This window comes from Veronia pacifica, assembly GCF_001707825.1.
Lineage (GTDB): Bacteria > Pseudomonadota > Gammaproteobacteria > Enterobacterales > Vibrionaceae > Veronia > Veronia pacifica.
On sequence record NZ_LYBM01000001.1, the window covers coordinates 1 to 17,289 of the forward strand.

At 43.0% G+C, this 17,289-nt stretch carries 15 protein-coding genes; 5 read left to right on the forward strand and 10 right to left on the reverse strand.

The genetic code is table 11. The annotated features are described in order from the left end of the window. The first annotated feature begins 243 nt into the window (after nucleotides 1-243). The 4 genes from A8L45_RS25445 (at nucleotide 244) to A8L45_RS00020 (ending at nucleotide 3,678) form a co-directional block, all read left to right on the forward strand. A complete protein-coding gene (locus tag A8L45_RS25445; protein ID WP_281181471.1) occupies nucleotides 244-375 on the forward strand; it encodes a hypothetical protein in 132 nt (43 codons plus the stop codon). Nucleotides 376-476: 101 nt separating this feature from the next. Further along, nucleotides 477-1,712: an MFS transporter gene (locus tag A8L45_RS00005; RefSeq protein WP_068897930.1), complete on the forward strand. Its 1,236-nt coding sequence runs from the start codon at nucleotides 477-479 to the stop codon at nucleotides 1,710-1,712. Nucleotides 1,713-2,124: 412 nt separating this feature from the next. Next, nucleotides 2,125-2,373 (forward strand): LbetaH domain-containing protein, encoded by a 249-nt coding sequence (locus A8L45_RS24310; protein WP_068897934.1) that lies wholly within the window; start codon nucleotides 2,125-2,127, stop codon nucleotides 2,371-2,373. A 558-nt stretch (nucleotides 2,374-2,931) separates the two neighbouring features. After that, nucleotides 2,932-3,678 carry a hypothetical protein gene (locus tag A8L45_RS00020; protein WP_068897936.1) on the forward strand — a complete coding sequence of 249 codons (747 nt, stop codon included), beginning with the start codon at nucleotides 2,932-2,934 and terminating at the stop codon, nucleotides 3,676-3,678. 47 nt (nucleotides 3,679-3,725) lie between these two features. Here the strand turns inward: A8L45_RS00020 and A8L45_RS00025 are convergent, their stop codons facing one another. The 7 genes from A8L45_RS00025 to A8L45_RS00055 form a co-directional block, all read right to left on the reverse strand. Beyond that, a complete protein-coding gene (locus A8L45_RS00025) occupies nucleotides 3,726-4,994 on the reverse strand; it encodes a sensor histidine kinase (RefSeq protein WP_068897938.1) in 1,269 nt (422 codons plus the stop codon). Further along, nucleotides 4,994-5,704, reverse strand: a complete 711-nt coding sequence (locus A8L45_RS00030; RefSeq protein ID WP_068897940.1) for a response regulator transcription factor — start codon at nucleotides 5,702-5,704, stop codon at nucleotides 4,994-4,996. The genes A8L45_RS00025 and A8L45_RS00030 overlap by 1 nt, the downstream gene beginning before the upstream one ends. 194 nt (nucleotides 5,705-5,898) lie before the next feature. Further along, nucleotides 5,899-6,573: an FtsX-like permease family protein gene (locus A8L45_RS24090; protein ID WP_175401860.1), complete on the reverse strand. Its 675-nt coding sequence runs from the start codon at nucleotides 6,571-6,573 to the stop codon at nucleotides 5,899-5,901. After that, a complete protein-coding gene (locus A8L45_RS00035; protein WP_139122259.1) occupies nucleotides 6,546-8,369 on the reverse strand; it encodes an ABC transporter permease in 1,824 nt (607 codons plus the stop codon). The genes A8L45_RS24090 and A8L45_RS00035 overlap by 28 nt, the downstream gene beginning before the upstream one ends. Continuing rightward, a complete protein-coding gene (locus A8L45_RS00040; RefSeq protein ID WP_068897942.1) occupies nucleotides 8,366-9,052 on the reverse strand; it encodes an ABC transporter ATP-binding protein in 687 nt (228 codons plus the stop codon). The genes A8L45_RS00035 and A8L45_RS00040 overlap by 4 nt, the downstream gene beginning before the upstream one ends. A gap of 689 nt (nucleotides 9,053-9,741) precedes the next feature. After that, nucleotides 9,742-10,830 (reverse strand): porin, encoded by a 1,089-nt coding sequence (locus tag A8L45_RS00050; RefSeq protein ID WP_068897946.1) that lies wholly within the window; start codon nucleotides 10,828-10,830, stop codon nucleotides 9,742-9,744. Between the two features lie 590 nt (nucleotides 10,831-11,420). Further along, nucleotides 11,421-13,727 (reverse strand): response regulator, encoded by a 2,307-nt coding sequence (locus tag A8L45_RS00055; RefSeq protein WP_068897948.1) that lies wholly within the window; start codon nucleotides 13,725-13,727, stop codon nucleotides 11,421-11,423. An 87-nt stretch (nucleotides 13,728-13,814) separates the two neighbouring features. Between A8L45_RS00055 and A8L45_RS00060 the strand changes: the two genes are divergently transcribed. Further along, nucleotides 13,815-14,594 carry a type 2 periplasmic-binding domain-containing protein gene (locus A8L45_RS00060; protein WP_068897950.1) on the forward strand — a complete coding sequence of 260 codons (780 nt, stop codon included), beginning with the start codon at nucleotides 13,815-13,817 and terminating at the stop codon, nucleotides 14,592-14,594. A gap of 101 nt (nucleotides 14,595-14,695) precedes the next feature. On the opposite strand, the gene hppD is transcribed toward A8L45_RS00060, so the two are convergent. The 3 genes from hppD to A8L45_RS00075 form a co-directional block, all read right to left on the reverse strand. Beyond that, complete coding sequence (hppD, locus tag A8L45_RS00065; protein ID WP_068897952.1) at nucleotides 14,696-15,775, reverse strand: 4-hydroxyphenylpyruvate dioxygenase; 1,080 nt, start codon at nucleotides 15,773-15,775, stop codon at nucleotides 14,696-14,698. A gap of 224 nt (nucleotides 15,776-15,999) precedes the next feature. Further along, nucleotides 16,000-16,359: a DUF2750 domain-containing protein gene (locus A8L45_RS00070; protein ID WP_068897954.1), complete on the reverse strand. Its 360-nt coding sequence runs from the start codon at nucleotides 16,357-16,359 to the stop codon at nucleotides 16,000-16,002. Nucleotides 16,360-16,406: 47 nt separating this feature from the next. After that, nucleotides 16,407-17,087 carry a hypothetical protein gene (locus A8L45_RS00075; protein WP_068897956.1) on the reverse strand — a complete coding sequence of 227 codons (681 nt, stop codon included), beginning with the start codon at nucleotides 17,085-17,087 and terminating at the stop codon, nucleotides 16,407-16,409. Nucleotides 17,088-17,289 lie beyond the last annotated feature (202 nt).

The window sequence follows — 17,289 nt, forward strand, 5'->3', positions numbered from 1 at the left end:
GGGGTAATTAGCCGATAAAATTATACTGTGTAAATATCGATGTCGGCTAATTTGGCCAAAACAATACATATTTCACATTTTGGTATTTTTTCCTGCAATAGATTTTGGACAATCCTTTAGAAAAGAGAGAATTCAAGGGGTGTAGACGATCGCAAATTTCACTCTTGAATTATATTGGAAAAATCGTAGGAATTATATTGGACACTTTAGGTTTCGCTGCACTGTCATGTACATGAATAAATAATGAAGAAGAAAACAATAATCGTCGTTCTGATACTCGGTTTAGTAGGCTGTGCAGCGGCTCCCAAAACACAGCAGCAATACATGAACGCATCTTTCTACGGTATTAAAGAGGCGTCATTTAGCCTTCAATAAATTGCGCATACATAAGTAATATGCGAGTATGAAGTATATTTTTCTGAGCACCTAAATCTAAAAATCGGCGAAGAATTTTATGATTATATTATGGAGAGTAAATGAGAATTAGAGCTATTGAGAAATATTTATTCTCAAACTTCCTATACTTAGTTGTACTTAATTCAACAGTTTTCTCAATGCTTTGGAGTAGCATAGAAACCGCTTTTACTAACGCAGCGATTGTTTACTTTCTTTTTCGCTTAATTGATATTTACTCCTCACCATTCACTAGCCGATTAAGTGATAAGTTTGATAGAAAATTGATCGTTAAACTAAGCTATCTTTATTTGCTTGGTATCATTGCGCTGCTATCCGCATTTATTATCTTATTCGGTGAATTACCACTAATAGTATCTATTTTTATAGTGGTAAGTCTTGGGTTTATGTCCGGTCTGACGCCTATTAACTCAAGAGCGCTACTTCATGATTCTTATGGACCAAGAGTAAAGACCGCCTTACGATTAGGCGGGATATTTGCATCTGCAAGAATGTTTATTGCACCTGTTTTTGGTGCTTTATTCAGTATCTCCTTTGGTTCTTTAACAGCTCTTTTTATATCTGCTATTGTCCTTTTAGCCGCCACTCTCATAGTCTGGTCTGCACTACGAATGTTACCAAGCTACAAATTTGAAAAACAGATTGATCATAAAAATGAAAGCGTATCTCAGATAAAGCTTATTGGTTTAGTCTGGAAAATTCGAATAGAGAGATTTTTGATACTATCACAAATAAGTATCAACTCATTTTTGACCCCCTTCTTTATGATTGTAATGCCTTACCTAGCGTTTCAAGGGCACTTCGCTTTCCCAGAATTAATTGCCTTGCTCGATATGATTTTTGCAGCCGGCATGTATATTTGTAATAAGTACCTTATAAAAAAAATGAAAGGAAAATTATCAGATTCGAATCAGGTATTGGTTGGATTCTTTCTCATGGCTATTATGGTTATATTTGGTGTTTCTACCCACGTTTGGGTTTCACTATTATCAATGTTTGCTGGAGGCATTGGTATTGTTTTGTATGGCGTAAACATTTCGGCGTTCAGAATCAGGTCTATTCCACAAAGTCATAAAGCTCGTATGCTTTCTGTCGTCAATTCATGGTCGATGGCTTTCAACCCATGGTCAATAGTTATATTTAGTTTTTGTTTAGCTTCTTATAATTTTAGTGCTATATGGGATGTAGTCAGTATCATAATTTTAGTATTTTTCATACTTCATGTAATGAGTTTTCTTTCGTTTTCAGATATCAATGATGGTGAACGTCGCGACGAATACCTAGGCGTTATTAAGTAAGTTTAATTAACAGATTGGTTGACCAAGTTGGTGATTTTGGATTTAATGAGATCGATCCTTTACAGATTAAAGCTAGCGCTGAACAATATAAATCAAAACTGGCTTACTACGATACAGATAGGATGCTTTGTGAGGAAGGATTGAGATTGCTCTTTGTAGCAATTTCAAATGTGAAGACCGACTATATTCAGCTAACTGACGTTCCATTTCAAAATTATCAATTTGGAATATTTGCCCCCTGAAAAATAGTCAAAGAGTATATAAAGGGCTCTTCAATTATTGTCAAACATGCGGATTATGTATTTCTAGGCGTTTATTCCCTTAAAAGATGCGTCCAAAAAGAAAATTTTTCCTTATACGGTCTAGGCTAATGTCTATCTGGCTCCGATTTCTACTGAAGGGGTTTCCCCTCATGTCAAACATAACAATTGGCGATGGTGTCATTATTGGCAGTAAATCAGTCGTGACCAAAGATGTTCCTCGCTGCGCTGCTATGGGTGGAAACCCAGCAAGAGTGATCAAGCATCGCTTTGAACCAGAAACCATAGAACGCTTGCTGCAGCTTACTTGGTGGGATTGGCCTGCAGAGAAAATTACCGCTAATGTAGAGCATATATTAGGTCGCGATATAGAGCACTTGATGACAGCAGATAGCGAATAGCGAATAGCGAATAGCGAATAGCGAATAGCGAATAGCGAATAGCGAATAACATTGGCATACATCAACTGCATTGTGACGAGAAGGCCGAGTGCCATTCTTTTTCTTTTGGTTTAATAATCATTGGGGCCTGCAAAATCCGAAGAAGACAACTCATTCCTCAGAACACTCACCATCACAGCCTGTGAAAAACAACTGTATGAGAGCTCTCGAAACGGACAATGACGAACACTTGATAACGAATAGTTAGGACATGTTCGAGAAAATAAGCTTGTGACTCAAAGGTGTTGAATGGCTATATGTCTAAAGCTTCCATCATTGACTGCCGCCATAGCGACATTACACCCATGATATATAGCTAAAAAGTCCATCTTGTAGATACTTGAGTCCACTTTTTTTCGGCACATAACGGAGTCATAGACCCAAAAGTGTCCTTTGTAATGTCTGCGATTCGTACAATAAGCGTTGTTATTTATCGTGCAAAAAACTGTCCCGGGCGGTTCACATTCATTTCACACCTCACCCTTTATTTTTGTTCTGATCAACATGATGAGGTGAAGGATGAAACATAAACTTTGGTTACTCTTCGTAGCAACAGGATGGACGTTTTCTGCTAATGCCAATGAACACACTGATCTGTCTCATTGGGCGACAGACAGGGTAGCAATACAAACAACAATCAGCCAGGCATTAAATCGATATCAGCAGGCATCTCGTGATAAATGGGCGTATCAGGTTTCGCGTTACGAAAACGAAGAAGGTGACGAATCAACAAGCATAGAGCGCTTTAACCCGAACAGCAGCATAAGTGAAAGGTGGACTCTGATTGAGATTAACGGAGCCGCGCCAACGGAGGAAGAACGCGAAGATTTTGCAGCAAAGAGAAGGACGAGCAAAGAAAGTGAAGATAACAATCTCGTTGTTTCACTCAGTGACATCATTTCTCTCGAAACATTAACGTATAAAAGTGAAAGCGATGAGAAATTGAACGCGACCTTTGATGTTCACCTTGAACAACTCGGTGACGATGCCAGCAGTAAATTAAAAGGCTCACTGGTTTACAATAAGAACCTTAAATTTATTGAAGCCATCGACATAAAAAATATTGATAAATTCTCTCCCATGTTTGGTGCCAGTGTTTCTGACTTTTTAATGACGTTTGAATTTCAAGCTATTAACCAAGCTATTTTACCCAAAAAGAACGCGTTGAGAATGAAAGGGACCTACGCTCTTTTTTCAAAATTCGATGAGGTTTCCCACGACACTTTTTCTAATTTTACTTATCAGGGTGATACGTTGAAAAAATAAACGGGTTTATGCGGCATTCACATGCCGCATTGAAGACAAAGCGATAGTTAATCACAAACAGACACTGAGACTCTCGTGCCCTGCTGACTTTCAACACTAAGCATCCAGCCCTGATGCTCGCACAAACGCTTTACAATCGATAAACCAAAACCAAAGCCTGTGCTTTGGCTTCCTTTCACAGCGGGCTCCATAATATTGTCTGAAATGGCAGGCTCAATACCACACCCCGTGTCTTGCACAACGAGCTGATTCCCACTGAAAAACACCTCAACACGTCCAGATTGAGTGTATTGGAACGCATTACCAAGCAAGTTATTCAGCAACACCATCAGCATACCGGATTGCGCGAAAATTTCGCGGTTGCAGCTATCGTCAATCTCTACCTCCACTTTTTTTCCCTCAAGAAGGTGGGCATTACCGACAACAGATTTTTCAACCAATGGCATTACATTGAATGTTTCCTTCTTTGCTTGGGTATGTTCCTCTCGGGCTAGCACAAGCAACGTCTCGACTGTTTTTTCCATTGCAATAGCGGCATCAGCAATGCGTTCAATCACGACATTCTGGTCACTTCCTTTTCGAATACGGTGCACTTCCACTGCATTCTTGATAATAGCCAGCGGTGTTCTCAATTCGTGGCTCACGTCTCGGGTGAAGCAACGCTCGCGCTCCAAGGTCGTGGCAATTCTCTGCATTGATTGTTCTAACGAATCAGCCAGAATCCCTACCTCGTCATTTGGAAATTGATCGGCAAACCTTCGGGGTAAGGCATTCGGATCCGCTCCACCAACGACTTGAACCAACTGCCTTAGTGGACGAATGGTTTTCCGGCTGATAAACCATGCAATCAGGCAAGCGATCAATGACACAACAACACCGCTGAACCCCATAAACCACAGCACATCGTTAGTCATATACCGTACTATCAGCATTTTACTGACTTCAGAAACCAAAAATGTATTAGGAGCATCAGGAAAGCGATACAAGTGATAGTGACGTTTATCGGCACCGAAAAATTCACGTTGATTAGGGACGCGGATGACCGTATCACGGATGTCATCAGGAAGCTCCGTGACAGAAAAATATAGCGTCATGTAACCGTTACGGGGCACTGGCCATTGTCCCTGCTGCTTAAAGCCTCGCTGCAAATACTCAGCTTCATGGGTAATTTCCCGCTCAATAAAGCTGTCTTCGAGAGTCCACATCAAGACAAACGCGATCGCCCCATATACTGCTGACAAGACGAGGGCGAACAGACAAAACTGCGTCATGATGCGTCGGCGCAGGCTGGTAAATTTTGATTTGGTTTGTTTCATCAGTGTGTCGCTTTCTCGGAATCAATATCGAGCGTAAAGCCAACGCCATGAACCGTCTTCAAGAGCGGGTAATCGAAGGGCTTATCCAGCACAGCGCGCAGCTGATAAATATGAGAGCGTATTGCATCTGACTCCGTGGGCTGATCACCCCAGATTTTGCGGGAAAGCTCAGACCGAGTAACAACCTGTGGAAATGCCTCGGCAAGGATGGTGACAATTTTATACCCCATGGAATGTAGGGCGAGTGGCTTGCCGTCGCGCGTTATCTGCTTCCGTTTTCTGTCTACACTCAAAGGACCAAGTGTCATCACATCCTGCGTCTGAAGCAGGTGCCTGCGGGAAAGCGCCAGACATCTGACTTCCAGTTCTTGCAGTGAGAAAGGTTTTGTCAGGTAATCATCTGCGCCCACAGAGAAGCCTGTGACCTTATCATCAATGCTGTCTCGTGCTGTCAGCATTAATATCGGTATATGGCGCGCTGATTTCTCACGAAGCTGTTTACAAACTTCCAGTCCGTCCATCAGGGGAAGATTAAGATCGAGAATGACCAGGTCGTAGTACTCGCTGAGTGCCAGCTCAAGCCCATGCTTCCCTTCAACGGCAAAATCAAAGACATGCCCTTTTTCTTCCATATAATCGGCAACATTACTGGCAATATCTTGTTGGTCTTCAACCAGCAACACATGCAATGCTGGCATTGATGATGTCATGATGTCCTTCTCTCTTTGGTTTATGCGGGAAGCGCTGAAAATGCCTGATTCACTGTACGGTATTTGACTGATAAATCTAACTTTACTGAAGATATTGCGGCCGTTAGCGCGATTGTGCTGACTCTTTCACTCACCCAATCATTGGTTTGAATAAGGTTACCCAGACTGGCAACCTTATTCCGACATCACTGTGACTACCCCTCTGCCATCAAATGTCTGATTGACGTATCAAGGTTTCGCCTGCTCGCCAACACACCGGTACCGACCACCAACACTAAAATCACGGCGACCGTTGCAAACATCCAGATGAAGTCAGGTATGTATGGCAATGAGAACTGCGACTGATAGACCATTAAGCCCGCAAAATACGCACCTGCCACCGAGCCAAACGCCGCTGTAAGCGCAGTGATCACCCATTCGAAGACATTGAGCATCAGACAGGTTTTTCGGCTGAAGCCAAAACTCATGATGATGCTGTTCTTGCGCTTTTCTTCTGATTCCAAGGCATGAATAGACGATAAGATAACGATCCCGGCCAGTAGGCTGATTAACAGGGCAAAACTGCTGACGACATCAGTCAACATGGCAAGATTGGCGTCAAATCGCTCGGTCATTTCCTTCATCGTCACCATCTGAAGCGTTGGGTGTTTCTTCCAAAGTTCGCCAAGTTGCGACCATTTATCTTTCGGTAGCTCCATACTGGCCATGATGTATTTAGGTGCATCAATATATGCCAACGCGGCTGGAGGCATTTGCACCCAGAAGGTGATAGAGCCTGCCCCGCCATAGACATGACTTGCGGCAATGGTGAACGCTATCTCTTGTTGTCCAACAAAGAACGTCAGCCTGTCTCCGATTTGTAAGCCCAAATCGTCATGACCTCTGACTCTATCGACACTTGATCCCAAGTACTGTTTTCACTCCACCAGCTCCCTTTGATGATCCGGTTGTTACTCGGAACAGCCTGAGACCAATGAAGTCTGATTGACGTCTTCATGGTATCCAGACTCTCGCTGGGTTGCTCTGCGTATTCATCCAGTGTTTCGCCATTCACTTTGAGGAGTTTGGCGAAAACAAACGGTTTAGACTGCCTGATTTCAACATTCTGCTCATCGGCCCAACGCGTAATATCGGCCATCTGTGACTCGGTTGCCTTAGAGATCAACACATTCCCGTCGTGTACTCTTTGATTGGATGCAATGGTATCGCCCAAATCGCGAAGCACCATCAGGGTGAAAAGCAGCAAGAAAGCACAAAGGCCGACACCCAGAATTTGGGTGCTTTTCGTCAGCAAACGTTGCTTCATCATAAAGAGCGTGAAAGGCACTAATCCAGAAAATGGCTGCGAGACTTTTTCACCGACTGTCAGTACCGCCCAACTGCTGGTCACCATCAACACAACACTTAACGCAAGTGCCCCCAACATCATCGCCGTCAACAAACCGTTGTCTGAATACACCCAGGCAACAAGACAAAATACTGCGACAGCACTGAGCTTGGTCATCCAAAAGCCTTTGTCTTTTTTCACATCGTTGAGCAGTCTGGCGACTGAGCTTTGGGTGATTGCAATCCACACAGGCAGTTGGAAAACCATCAATATAAAGGTTACGGCGGCGAGAGAGGACAAGGCCACACTTGTATCCCAATGCCATTGTAAATCGCTGAATGTTGACTGCATCCAGTCGATAATCAGCCAGTGGCAGGCGGCAGAAATGACCAACACAAAGGGAATAATCATGATCAGGCTGAAAAACCACTTCAGCAGCGATATTTTAAGACCAACACTGCGTGTAGAGCCAAGGCTCATGCATACTGCGGTGAAGTACTTTTCCTTCTTCATACTCAGCTGCATCAATTGCTCAATGGCGATTGCAGCCATAAAGAACAAGATGATAGACATCAGACCAAAGAAGTTTTCAGTTCGTTTCCAGAATAACGCTAAAGGGTGCGCGCCTTGTCTGTGACTGACCACTGCGGCAGGCAACACCTCTTTTTGCCAAGAAAGAATATCGCTGACCTGCTTCTTGTCACCCGCCAATAGATAACGGTAATGCACCAGCTCTGGAGGAAAGTTTAGGCGTTCCAGATCCTTTGCATTGATCATCGCCCGCATAGTAGAGCTGTACCCTTCAGTTATCCGGTCAGGTTCGTGCAGCAGGATCTGTGAAACAACGAAACGCTTTTCTGATAACACCACGGCATCGCCAATGTTTAGCGATAAACTGTTAAACAAGCGCTCATCAAGCCAAATATTTCCGGATTCTGGGCCTACCGAAGCCGCCACACCTTCACCATTCAGCGCCGTTGCTATCTTAAGTTGGCCTTGTAACGGATAGCCCTCACCCACGGCTTTTAGCTTTGTCCGTTGCCAGCTCCCATCATGGAGCAGCGTGGTGTCGACCTGACGCGTCACCACCATCTTTTCACTGAGTTCAGTCAGATACTCCTGATGTTCAGGGGTTAACGCATTCGGCTGGGAGATCACAGCATCTGCACCAAGAAGGTTTCTAAGGTTATCTTGCAAGTAGTACTGAATATTTTCACTGGCCAGACTCAGTGTCACAATGAATACCATCAACAAGCCTTGCACCCAGCTAAAATATCGATGATGTTTTTCTTTCCTTTCTTCATTAAACAGAAGCCACGCCAACGTCATGCCTTTCATGCGCTCACCTCCTCAACATATGAGTGAGAGACCGCATCACATCGACCATCACTGAGCATAAACTGATGTGACGCCCTGCGAGCCAAGGTATTACTGTGCGTCACCACAACCAATCCCGCACCATGTTCGCGGCAACAGGCAAACAGAAGGTCGGCAATATCGGTTGCACTTTTCTGGTCTAAATTGCCCGTAGGCTCATCGGCAAAAATAAACTTTGGCTCAAATACTAATGCTCTGGCGATCGCCACACGTTGCTGTTCACCGCCACTCATTTGCTGTGGTTTGTGATTCAGGCGGTGGCCCAAACCCACTTTGTTAAGCCAGGTTTTAGCCTTCTCAATCGCTTGCTTGTCCCCTCTCAGTTTCAAGGGCAAAGCAACGTTATTAAGCGCTGTTAACTCGGGTAACAAATGAAATTGCTGAAAGATAAAACCAACGCTCTCACGAATACTATCAAGCGAACGGGTTTGTCCGCCCGAGACGTAATTTACCTGCCCCGACGACGGACTTTCCAACCCGGAGACCAGCATCAGAAGACTGGACTTTCCGGCACCTGACGGCCCGGTAATGGCGTAGGACTGCCCCTGATGAATGGTTAAGTTCAGACCTTCAAACAGGTTCACGTTTGCACCATTCATACAAAACGACTGACCGAGATTCGTTAATTCAATTTGACCTGACATAGGGTTCACCACTTTCTGAAGAATAGGGCTACGTTATGTCAGTGGTTGTGAAACAGATGTGAAAGGAAACGTGAAAAATCAATAAGCCAGCTCGCCAAGAAATTCGACGAGTTTCTTCTTGATAGCGAGAGCTTTTTTTCGCTCAGATCACGCTATACATCAGCGAGGAATTTTGTTGTCTCAGGAAAGTGTTAAAATGCATGACAGGAGAGCGCGACATACTAAAAAATCTACTAATTTTAGAATCTTGAATACGGGCATCTAATATGCCAGTTCCTTTTTTCGTAGCCACAGACTTGCATAAAAAACTGATGAACAACCTCTGTTTGCGTTGCGTGTCTGAAATGTTGAGTAACCCGAAATCACCCAATCTTGAGTCAGACGATTATGAAAATCTGTTAGTAAGTTTTTTACATACTAAATATTCGCTCAATGGGGTCATAGATAAAATGTCACACTATGATGGTTAATAATGTCACTTTATGATTCCATCATATTTTTAACGCATTGATTTTATTAGAGTGCGAATGTCAATTTATTGTCTATGCCACAGAAAATGCGGAGATTGTGAAGACAAAGGTGAGCAACAGCTCCCCTTCTACTTATGAACCGTTCAAACAGCAAAAAAGCCTGTCCGAGAACAGGCTTTTAAAAGCAGTGTGAAGTTTAATGCTCTATTTAATTGCTTATTACCAAGTCAGCTCTGCGCCTACCAGATAAGTAGTCTCGTCGTCTGTTGCTACATCAGCATTTACAGATTCGTAAGACGCTGAAACATTGAAGCTGTCTGTGAACTCATACTTGGCAGCCAGTTTAGCAGTTTGCTTATCAGCATTGCCATTATCAACCAGAGTCAAGTCAGCGTTATACGTCCACTTGTCAAGTTTGTACTCAGCACCCAGTTCTGTTGTTTTCTCATCAACATCAGAACTGTCGGTATCTACCACTTTGTAGCTACCACTCAGTGTCAGAGCGTCAAGAACGTATTCAACACCACCTTTCAGACCTGTCTTTGTTACATCATCTTTTTTGTCTTCAGAAGTAGTCAGAGAAGCGTAACCCGCATCAACAGTAAAACCTGCAACATCAGTTTTTACTGTAAGACCAGTGCCTTTCTGATGTTTTGTAGTATCTGCATTTTTAGCTTCGTTGTGGCCAACGCTAACTTCAAAATTAGATACATCGAAAGTGGCGCTAACCGCTACTACTCGTGCTTTGTCGGTCTTTGTTACAACGTCTTCAAGCTCGGTAGTACCAGCTTTAAGTTTTTGCTTAGTAGTCTCGACTGTAGAAGCATCATCGAACGACGTATCCACTGTAACTGTGTCATTGCTAAAAGTGTAGCGGATAACGTTTTCACCATCGTTCAGTTCGTCATAATCAATAGCAACTGGGCCAACACCTTCAACCAGGTCAACTTCACCATATTTCAGAACGTGTTCGCCACCGACCAAAGAAACGCCTATGTAACGACCACCAGCAGCCAGAGAGTCACCACTTTCAAGATCAAATGAAATGCCACCAAGTGCGTCGGTTGTATCGTTGAGCGCGTGCTTAACTTCAACTTTCAGTGTACCAGTACCCTCGGTTACACTGTTTGTCTCTTTACGAGTGCTCTCAGTTGCATTCTCTTCATAAGAATCAACCACTTTATACTCGGCACCAACTTTACCAGACAATGCAACAGTGGTTTTTTCGCTCGTTACGACTTCGTATGCACTTGCGCTTCCTGCGAACAGTGCTGCCGGGATTGCTACTGCTAATAACTTCTTGTTCATAATAAAACGTTCCTGTTTCTATTTTTATCCAATTGGAATGTGTTGCAGGAATAGGTTTATCACTGAGACATATGGTTAGCAAACGAGCCTAATGAAATGCAGAGAAGTTAACTTTCGGTAAAAATCACACTTCTAAATTTCATAAGAGTTGTGATACTGGAGGGTGTTTTTGGAGGAAGATCAAATCAAATGTTAATTTATGACCATTATTTAGAGCAATAACTATTTATCTGTTTATATTTTGAGCTTCAATTGAATTTCTACCGATTTAAATTCTCAATAGGATCATTAGCAATCAATTAAATAATGCGATTCACATCATGATTACAAACTGAAAACACAAATCGCGTTTCATGTTAAATATCTAGATTCATGTCACCAATTGTAACCACTATGTTAAGTATGCATATCGATATAAGCAGACCAGCTCAAAGATATTAGGTTCAAAAATCCGATTTAAAATTAGATTCAAGTCACACTTAAGCGTATGAACTATAGGGATTATTGAGGGGAAAATAGGCAGTGTTCAACGTGGGCGTTAAACACGGTCGGCATGCATGTTAATTTGAATGTTGCTAACTCGCAACAAGTCAGTGTGCCCCTGCTGGACGTTTTGTCACAAGATACAGTCGCAATACCCTTTCCAGCTCACCCTTATAGACTGGCTTAGCGACGTAATCATCCATGCCAGAGAGCAAACACTGTAGACGAAACTCTTCGGTCGCATTTGCTGTTAGCGCAATAATCGGCGTGTGCGTGTTGACAGACTGACGCGCCTCATAAGCTCTTATAGCAGATGTGGCGCTGTACCCATCCATGATTGGCATCTGACAATCCATAAATATCAAGTCGTAGTGTTTTTCTTCAAAAAGCTCACAGGCAATCTGACCATTTGCGGCAAGTTCGACCTCTACCCCGAGACGATGCAGCATTGCTTCAGTCACCTTCTGGTTAATGAGGGTATCTTCTACCACCAATACCCTTCCTGTATACCCATTAAAACGGGACGCGTCTTTTACAATGCTGGTATGTATTTGTGTTGTCGATTTTGCAGAGCAGTTATTGAGAACTTTGGAGAGTGTGCTCTTTAGCACCTCAGAGTTATACGGTCTTCTTATGTAGCTGGAAAAAAGTGACCGCTCTGGCGATTCAATGTGCGTATCACCAAGTTTGTTGGTGAGCATAATTAATGGTGGACAGCCGTTATTGAATGTTTGCTGCAATGATTGATTTAATTCTAAGGGAGACATCCCAGGAAACTCTTCATCGAAAATAATCAAGTCAAAACAGCCTAATGACTGATTCTGATGCAGCCATGCAGTGACTTCATCTTTATTCGAGAAACACACAGCTTGGCACCCTATGGTATTTAACTGTGTTGTCATAATGCGTATCTCAAGAGGATCAGATGCAATCAATAGTATTCGCTTAGGATTGACGCAGATTGATGTCTGGTTTGTTATTGTTAAAGGCTTTTCAACAACAGAAAATTCGACGGAAAAAAAGAATCTACTGCCTACACCCAATACACTCTCGACAGCAAGATGACCTCCCATGAGCTCAACGATTTGACTTGAAATCGCCAGCCCTAAACCTGTTCCACCATGATTTCGGCTAAGGCTCCCATCTGCCTGCTCAAATTTTTCGAAAATAAGCTGCTGTTTACTGCCAGGAATCCCGATTCCCGTATCTCTCACAGAAAACTGTACTACGTAGGTTCCAGCCTCTTGCTTCAACAAGGAGATATCAATTTCTACGGTTCCTTGCTCTGTAAACTTGAGCGCATTACCGACCAAATTGATCATTACCTGACGCAACCGTGACGAATCACCCTCTACAAAACGAGAGAGACGGGCATCAACATGGCAGTTGAAGTTAATTAATTTATTTTTAGCCGGAAGTTTAAACAACCTTTCCAGATCCCGCGCCAGCTCAGACAAGTGAAACTCACGATGTGCCAGCTCAAATTTACCCGCTTCAATTTTTGAAAAATCTAATATGTCATTGATCACCTCTAACAGTGATGTCGAGGAGGTCTCTAACATTTCGACAAACTCTGCTTGTTCTTTCGTGAGGCTGGAGTTTTTCAAAAGCGATGCCATGCCTGTGATCCCATTCATTGGCGTCCGTATTTCATGGCTCATATTGGCGAGAAATTCACTTTTTTTCAGATTTGCCCGCTCGGCAGACAGCTTTGCCTCAGTAATTTCGCGGTTGTAGGCTCGTACCTTGTCAACACTCTCGTTATACACGCGGTAAAGTACAGCAAGCTCATGGCCCATTTGACGCAAAGGCACCAGTGCTCTCGCGGGTACATTTTCATCATCAAATCGATTTATTACCTGCGCTAAATTAGTAATTGGCCTTACGATTTCCTTATACACAATAAGAAATACGATCCCCGCCAATAAAAGAACAGCTGGCCCCATGAACATTGAAATGAACATGAACCGCTCAGCTAACTGCCCTTTTATATTCAGTCGGGTAAATTCAAGAGTGAGCTTGCCAAAGTGAACTGTTTCACCAAACTCTTCTCGACTCAAGTCCCATTCAAATCGAATAGGGTTGTGTGTAGATGACTGTCCTTTGCTGAGGTAAATGCTATTGTATTCTGTAACCGTCAGATGAGAGAGATCGGGTTGCTTCATTAATCCATCAGCCAGAACAGTTAACAGCTCGTCATCTTTACTCCAGACGCTATTTGCGATTCCTTCAAGGGATGTCTCTTTAATAGATAAGGCCGTCTGTGAGATATCGTTTATCCTTGATCGATAATCGATATAAAGAACAACAGAACTGATAAGAACAGTGATCAGAGTAGAGATAGCAATAATTCTTGATGCGAGCCGAGTGGCAATACTTGATGACGCTCTTATTTTTTTGCTCTCTGATGTCATGAAAAGACCAATTTACTGATACGCTGTATAAACAATATACATAATCTTGTACATTCGGGCCTGAATAAGTCGAAAAAAGATAGATAAATGTTAAACCAGTTCATTAATTTAACACTCTATAAATTTAGTTTTCTGGCTTTTTTGTTATCGGCCAGTTTCCCCATTTCTGCATGGGAAATTGATTATTTTGTCATAAAGGATCAAGCCGAGCCGTTCCAAATTGTTGACGACCGCAGCAGGCACAGCGGTATTGTCAGTGACATCATTCAAGAAGCTGTTCGCGGCACAGAGCACCGTGTCACCCCCCACGTACTGCCTTTCAAACGCATGCTTGCTTATCTGGAAAATAACAAAAGTAAAAACTGGATAGTCTACGGCAGTCCAATATGGGCAGGAATACAATCGTCAAACTTGTCATCAACGCCAATTATGACAGTTCAACACAGCCTACTGACCTATTCTGACAATACCTTCACTTTTGACGGACCAGATGATCTTGAGAAGAGCCATGTTATTTTGCTTTTTGGCTTTGACTATCCGGGTTTGGAGCGCTTTATCCAGAGCGGGATAATCAGCCCCATTCATGTAAAAACTTACAAATCGGCCTTTGCGCTGGTAGAGAGCCAGCGCCCGAGACTTGCAGGATTTGTTGAAATGGACATAAGGATTAAATATAACCTGAGAAAAAGCGACAGAAATATAGATGACTTTCGGCTCTACTCGCTCTCTGAAATCGTCCCTGATTACGGTATATATCTTTCCTACTCCCCCAACCTGGACAGCGAAATTCAGCAATTCTTTGACATCAAGCTTGCAGAGATGCGATTAAACGGACAACTTGAAAAAATCATCAGCAAATATCGCTAAACAATAATCTGAGCACTTATTTGATGAACTATGTCTGACTCACTCAAACAAATAAAATATACGTTGTCGGTTTCATTCTGTTAATTCCGCGATCATTACAGTTAACTGGCATCATCCAACACACCGCGTCTAATCTGATCACGCTCAATTGACTCAAACAGCGCCTTAAAATTACCCTCACCAAATCCTTGGTTACCTTTGCGTTGGATAATTTCAAAAAAGACTGGCCCAATAACTGTGTCAGTGAAAATCTGCAATAACATTCCCTGCTCTGCATTGCCATCGATAAGAATACGGAGCTCCCGAAGGCTAGCAACAGACTCATTGTGACCACCTACCCGCTGATCGATAGCTTCATAATAGGTGTCAGGTGTGTCCATGAATGATACGCCATATGCGCGAAGTGCTTTTACCGTGTGATAAATATCGAAGGTCGATAAGGCGATATGCTGGATCCCCTCTCCCTTATATTCTCTGAGATACTCCGCTATTTGCGATTTGTCATCACTCGACTCATTAATTGGGATTCGAATCTTGCCACACGGCGCAGTGAGTGCCCGAGACTTTAAGCCCGTCTGCTTCCCTTCAATATCAAAGTATCGAATTTCCTTAAAGTTAGCGATATCATGGTAAAAGGCAGACCAAGTGTCCATATGGCCTTGTTCAACATTATGTGTGAGATGATCAATGACACACAGGCCAGCTTCATGCGCTTTCAATCTCGCCCGCCAATCTGGATGGTAGTTGAAATCAACATCGTAAATTTCTTTCTCACCATATCGATCAACGAGGTAAAGGTAAGAACCACCAATGCCCATTATTGCTGGAATATGTAATTCCATCGGGCCGCACTTCACTTCTGCTATTGTCGCGCCGTTCGAGAGAGCATGTTCCAGTGCGCTTTGAGCATCATTTACCCTAAACGCCATCGCATTGACACTGGCCCCGTGCAAAGAAGCGAAGTCTTCAGCCTGCGATTGAGTTTCGCCATTAACAATAAAGTTAATGTCCCCCTGTCGAAAAAGCCAAACGGCTTTATGTTTGTGTACCGCTATTTCAGCAAACCCTAAAGATTCAAATAACCGCTTCAATTCGTTGACGCCCTTTTGGGTGGGTGCCGAGAATTCCACGAATTCGAAACCATCCGTCCCCATAGGGTTATATGCTTTACCATCTGTCATGTCGTTGCCTCCTTGTCTTAATGACGAATAGCAAGGGCAACAACTGACCGCCAGTCTGGAGCATCATTCAAAACACAATTACATGCATATCAAGTGTAACATTTAGTTTACAAATAAGGTATGTTCGCACATTTACTGAGGATTTGAGGGTGCTGCAGAGGTGACCCGAAGATTGGCTTGATCAGAAGATACAAATAAGGAGGTGAGCAAGAGCTACCGTTGAACTAATGTGACACTGAGAAGTATTTTTGATAAATGACGGCGAGCTCCTCGGCCTCTAACTCAATACCATTTAAAGCTTCATCCCATTCAACCCCGAGTAAAACGTCATCTTTGGCGAGATCAGGGAGCCAAACATTGATGAACTCTTCTAACTCTATTTTCTCAGGCTTGAACGCTCTCCACTCCCCATTACAGTGTTGAGCTGCATCAGCTTCCGACGTCCAGAAAGGAATCACATCTGTATCCTGATAAAATGCAGAATTGCATAACACCCAGCCGCTCACGGACCACAAACTCCACACGCTGTGGTATCTGATCGTCGTTTCGACAAAACTCTCTACCGTCGTTCCGCTTTCGTCCAAAACAGACCTCGTTGTTATGTGAACATTCTCCACCGCCCTTAAGACATTTAAATCGGGAAAAATGTCAGAGAAGCAACACTGTGTACCACTTTATTTATAGAACGGTTTGTGCTGTCCGACACCATTGTCGCCATCATATCTTGAATTAAGATCATCTGACTCAGAACCCGCTCGTAACTCAGGTTAGGTGTCCCGTCTTCTGTGTAGCCATTCGACATGATCATCATCTCACCCTGCTTAGTCTTCCGGGTGTTTAATAACCAGGCAACTATTTCAAGGTTACGCGCACTGTCATACAGTTTTTGTTGGTCAATCGAGTCAGGAATGAAAAATTCAGAGCGGTTTTGGTATGTTTTATTTAGCATGCCCGTAATGCCAGCCATCAATGCAAACACACGATCACCACTGAACCCATCAGTAAAGGCAAGTATTAATGCATCACTACCATCAGCGCCTCCAAGTTCTTCAAAGCCGCCTTTTCGCTCTATGTCTAAAAGCTGAGTGAGACGGTTTTCAACTGTCATACCCTCTACTTTTGCCAACTCGCGGGGATTTCTTTTGTACAGCTTCACTGTAAGTACTTTTGACAGTTCACGTACTCTGTCAACGTGTATGTCAGCGACCATGTCCATATCTGTCTTCGCCAGATTTTTTACATGAAATCCTTTGTGGCCCGCACAACCAGTGAGAAACATCGTAAAGGCAATCAAGATCAAAAATATACGCATTATTTGTTCATTCCTTTGTCGAAATAAGCGGCAGCCAATGTTAGCGGTTTACCTCAAGTGGCTTTGATTTAGATTTAAGAATTTATAAGAAGTGACAACGGTGTAAATTTACAATCGATACTATTTTGAAATTATTCTCATTCAATTTGGTCTCTATCAAAAGGTTTGCCTACACTTTTCAGACTTACAATAAGAGCTCACA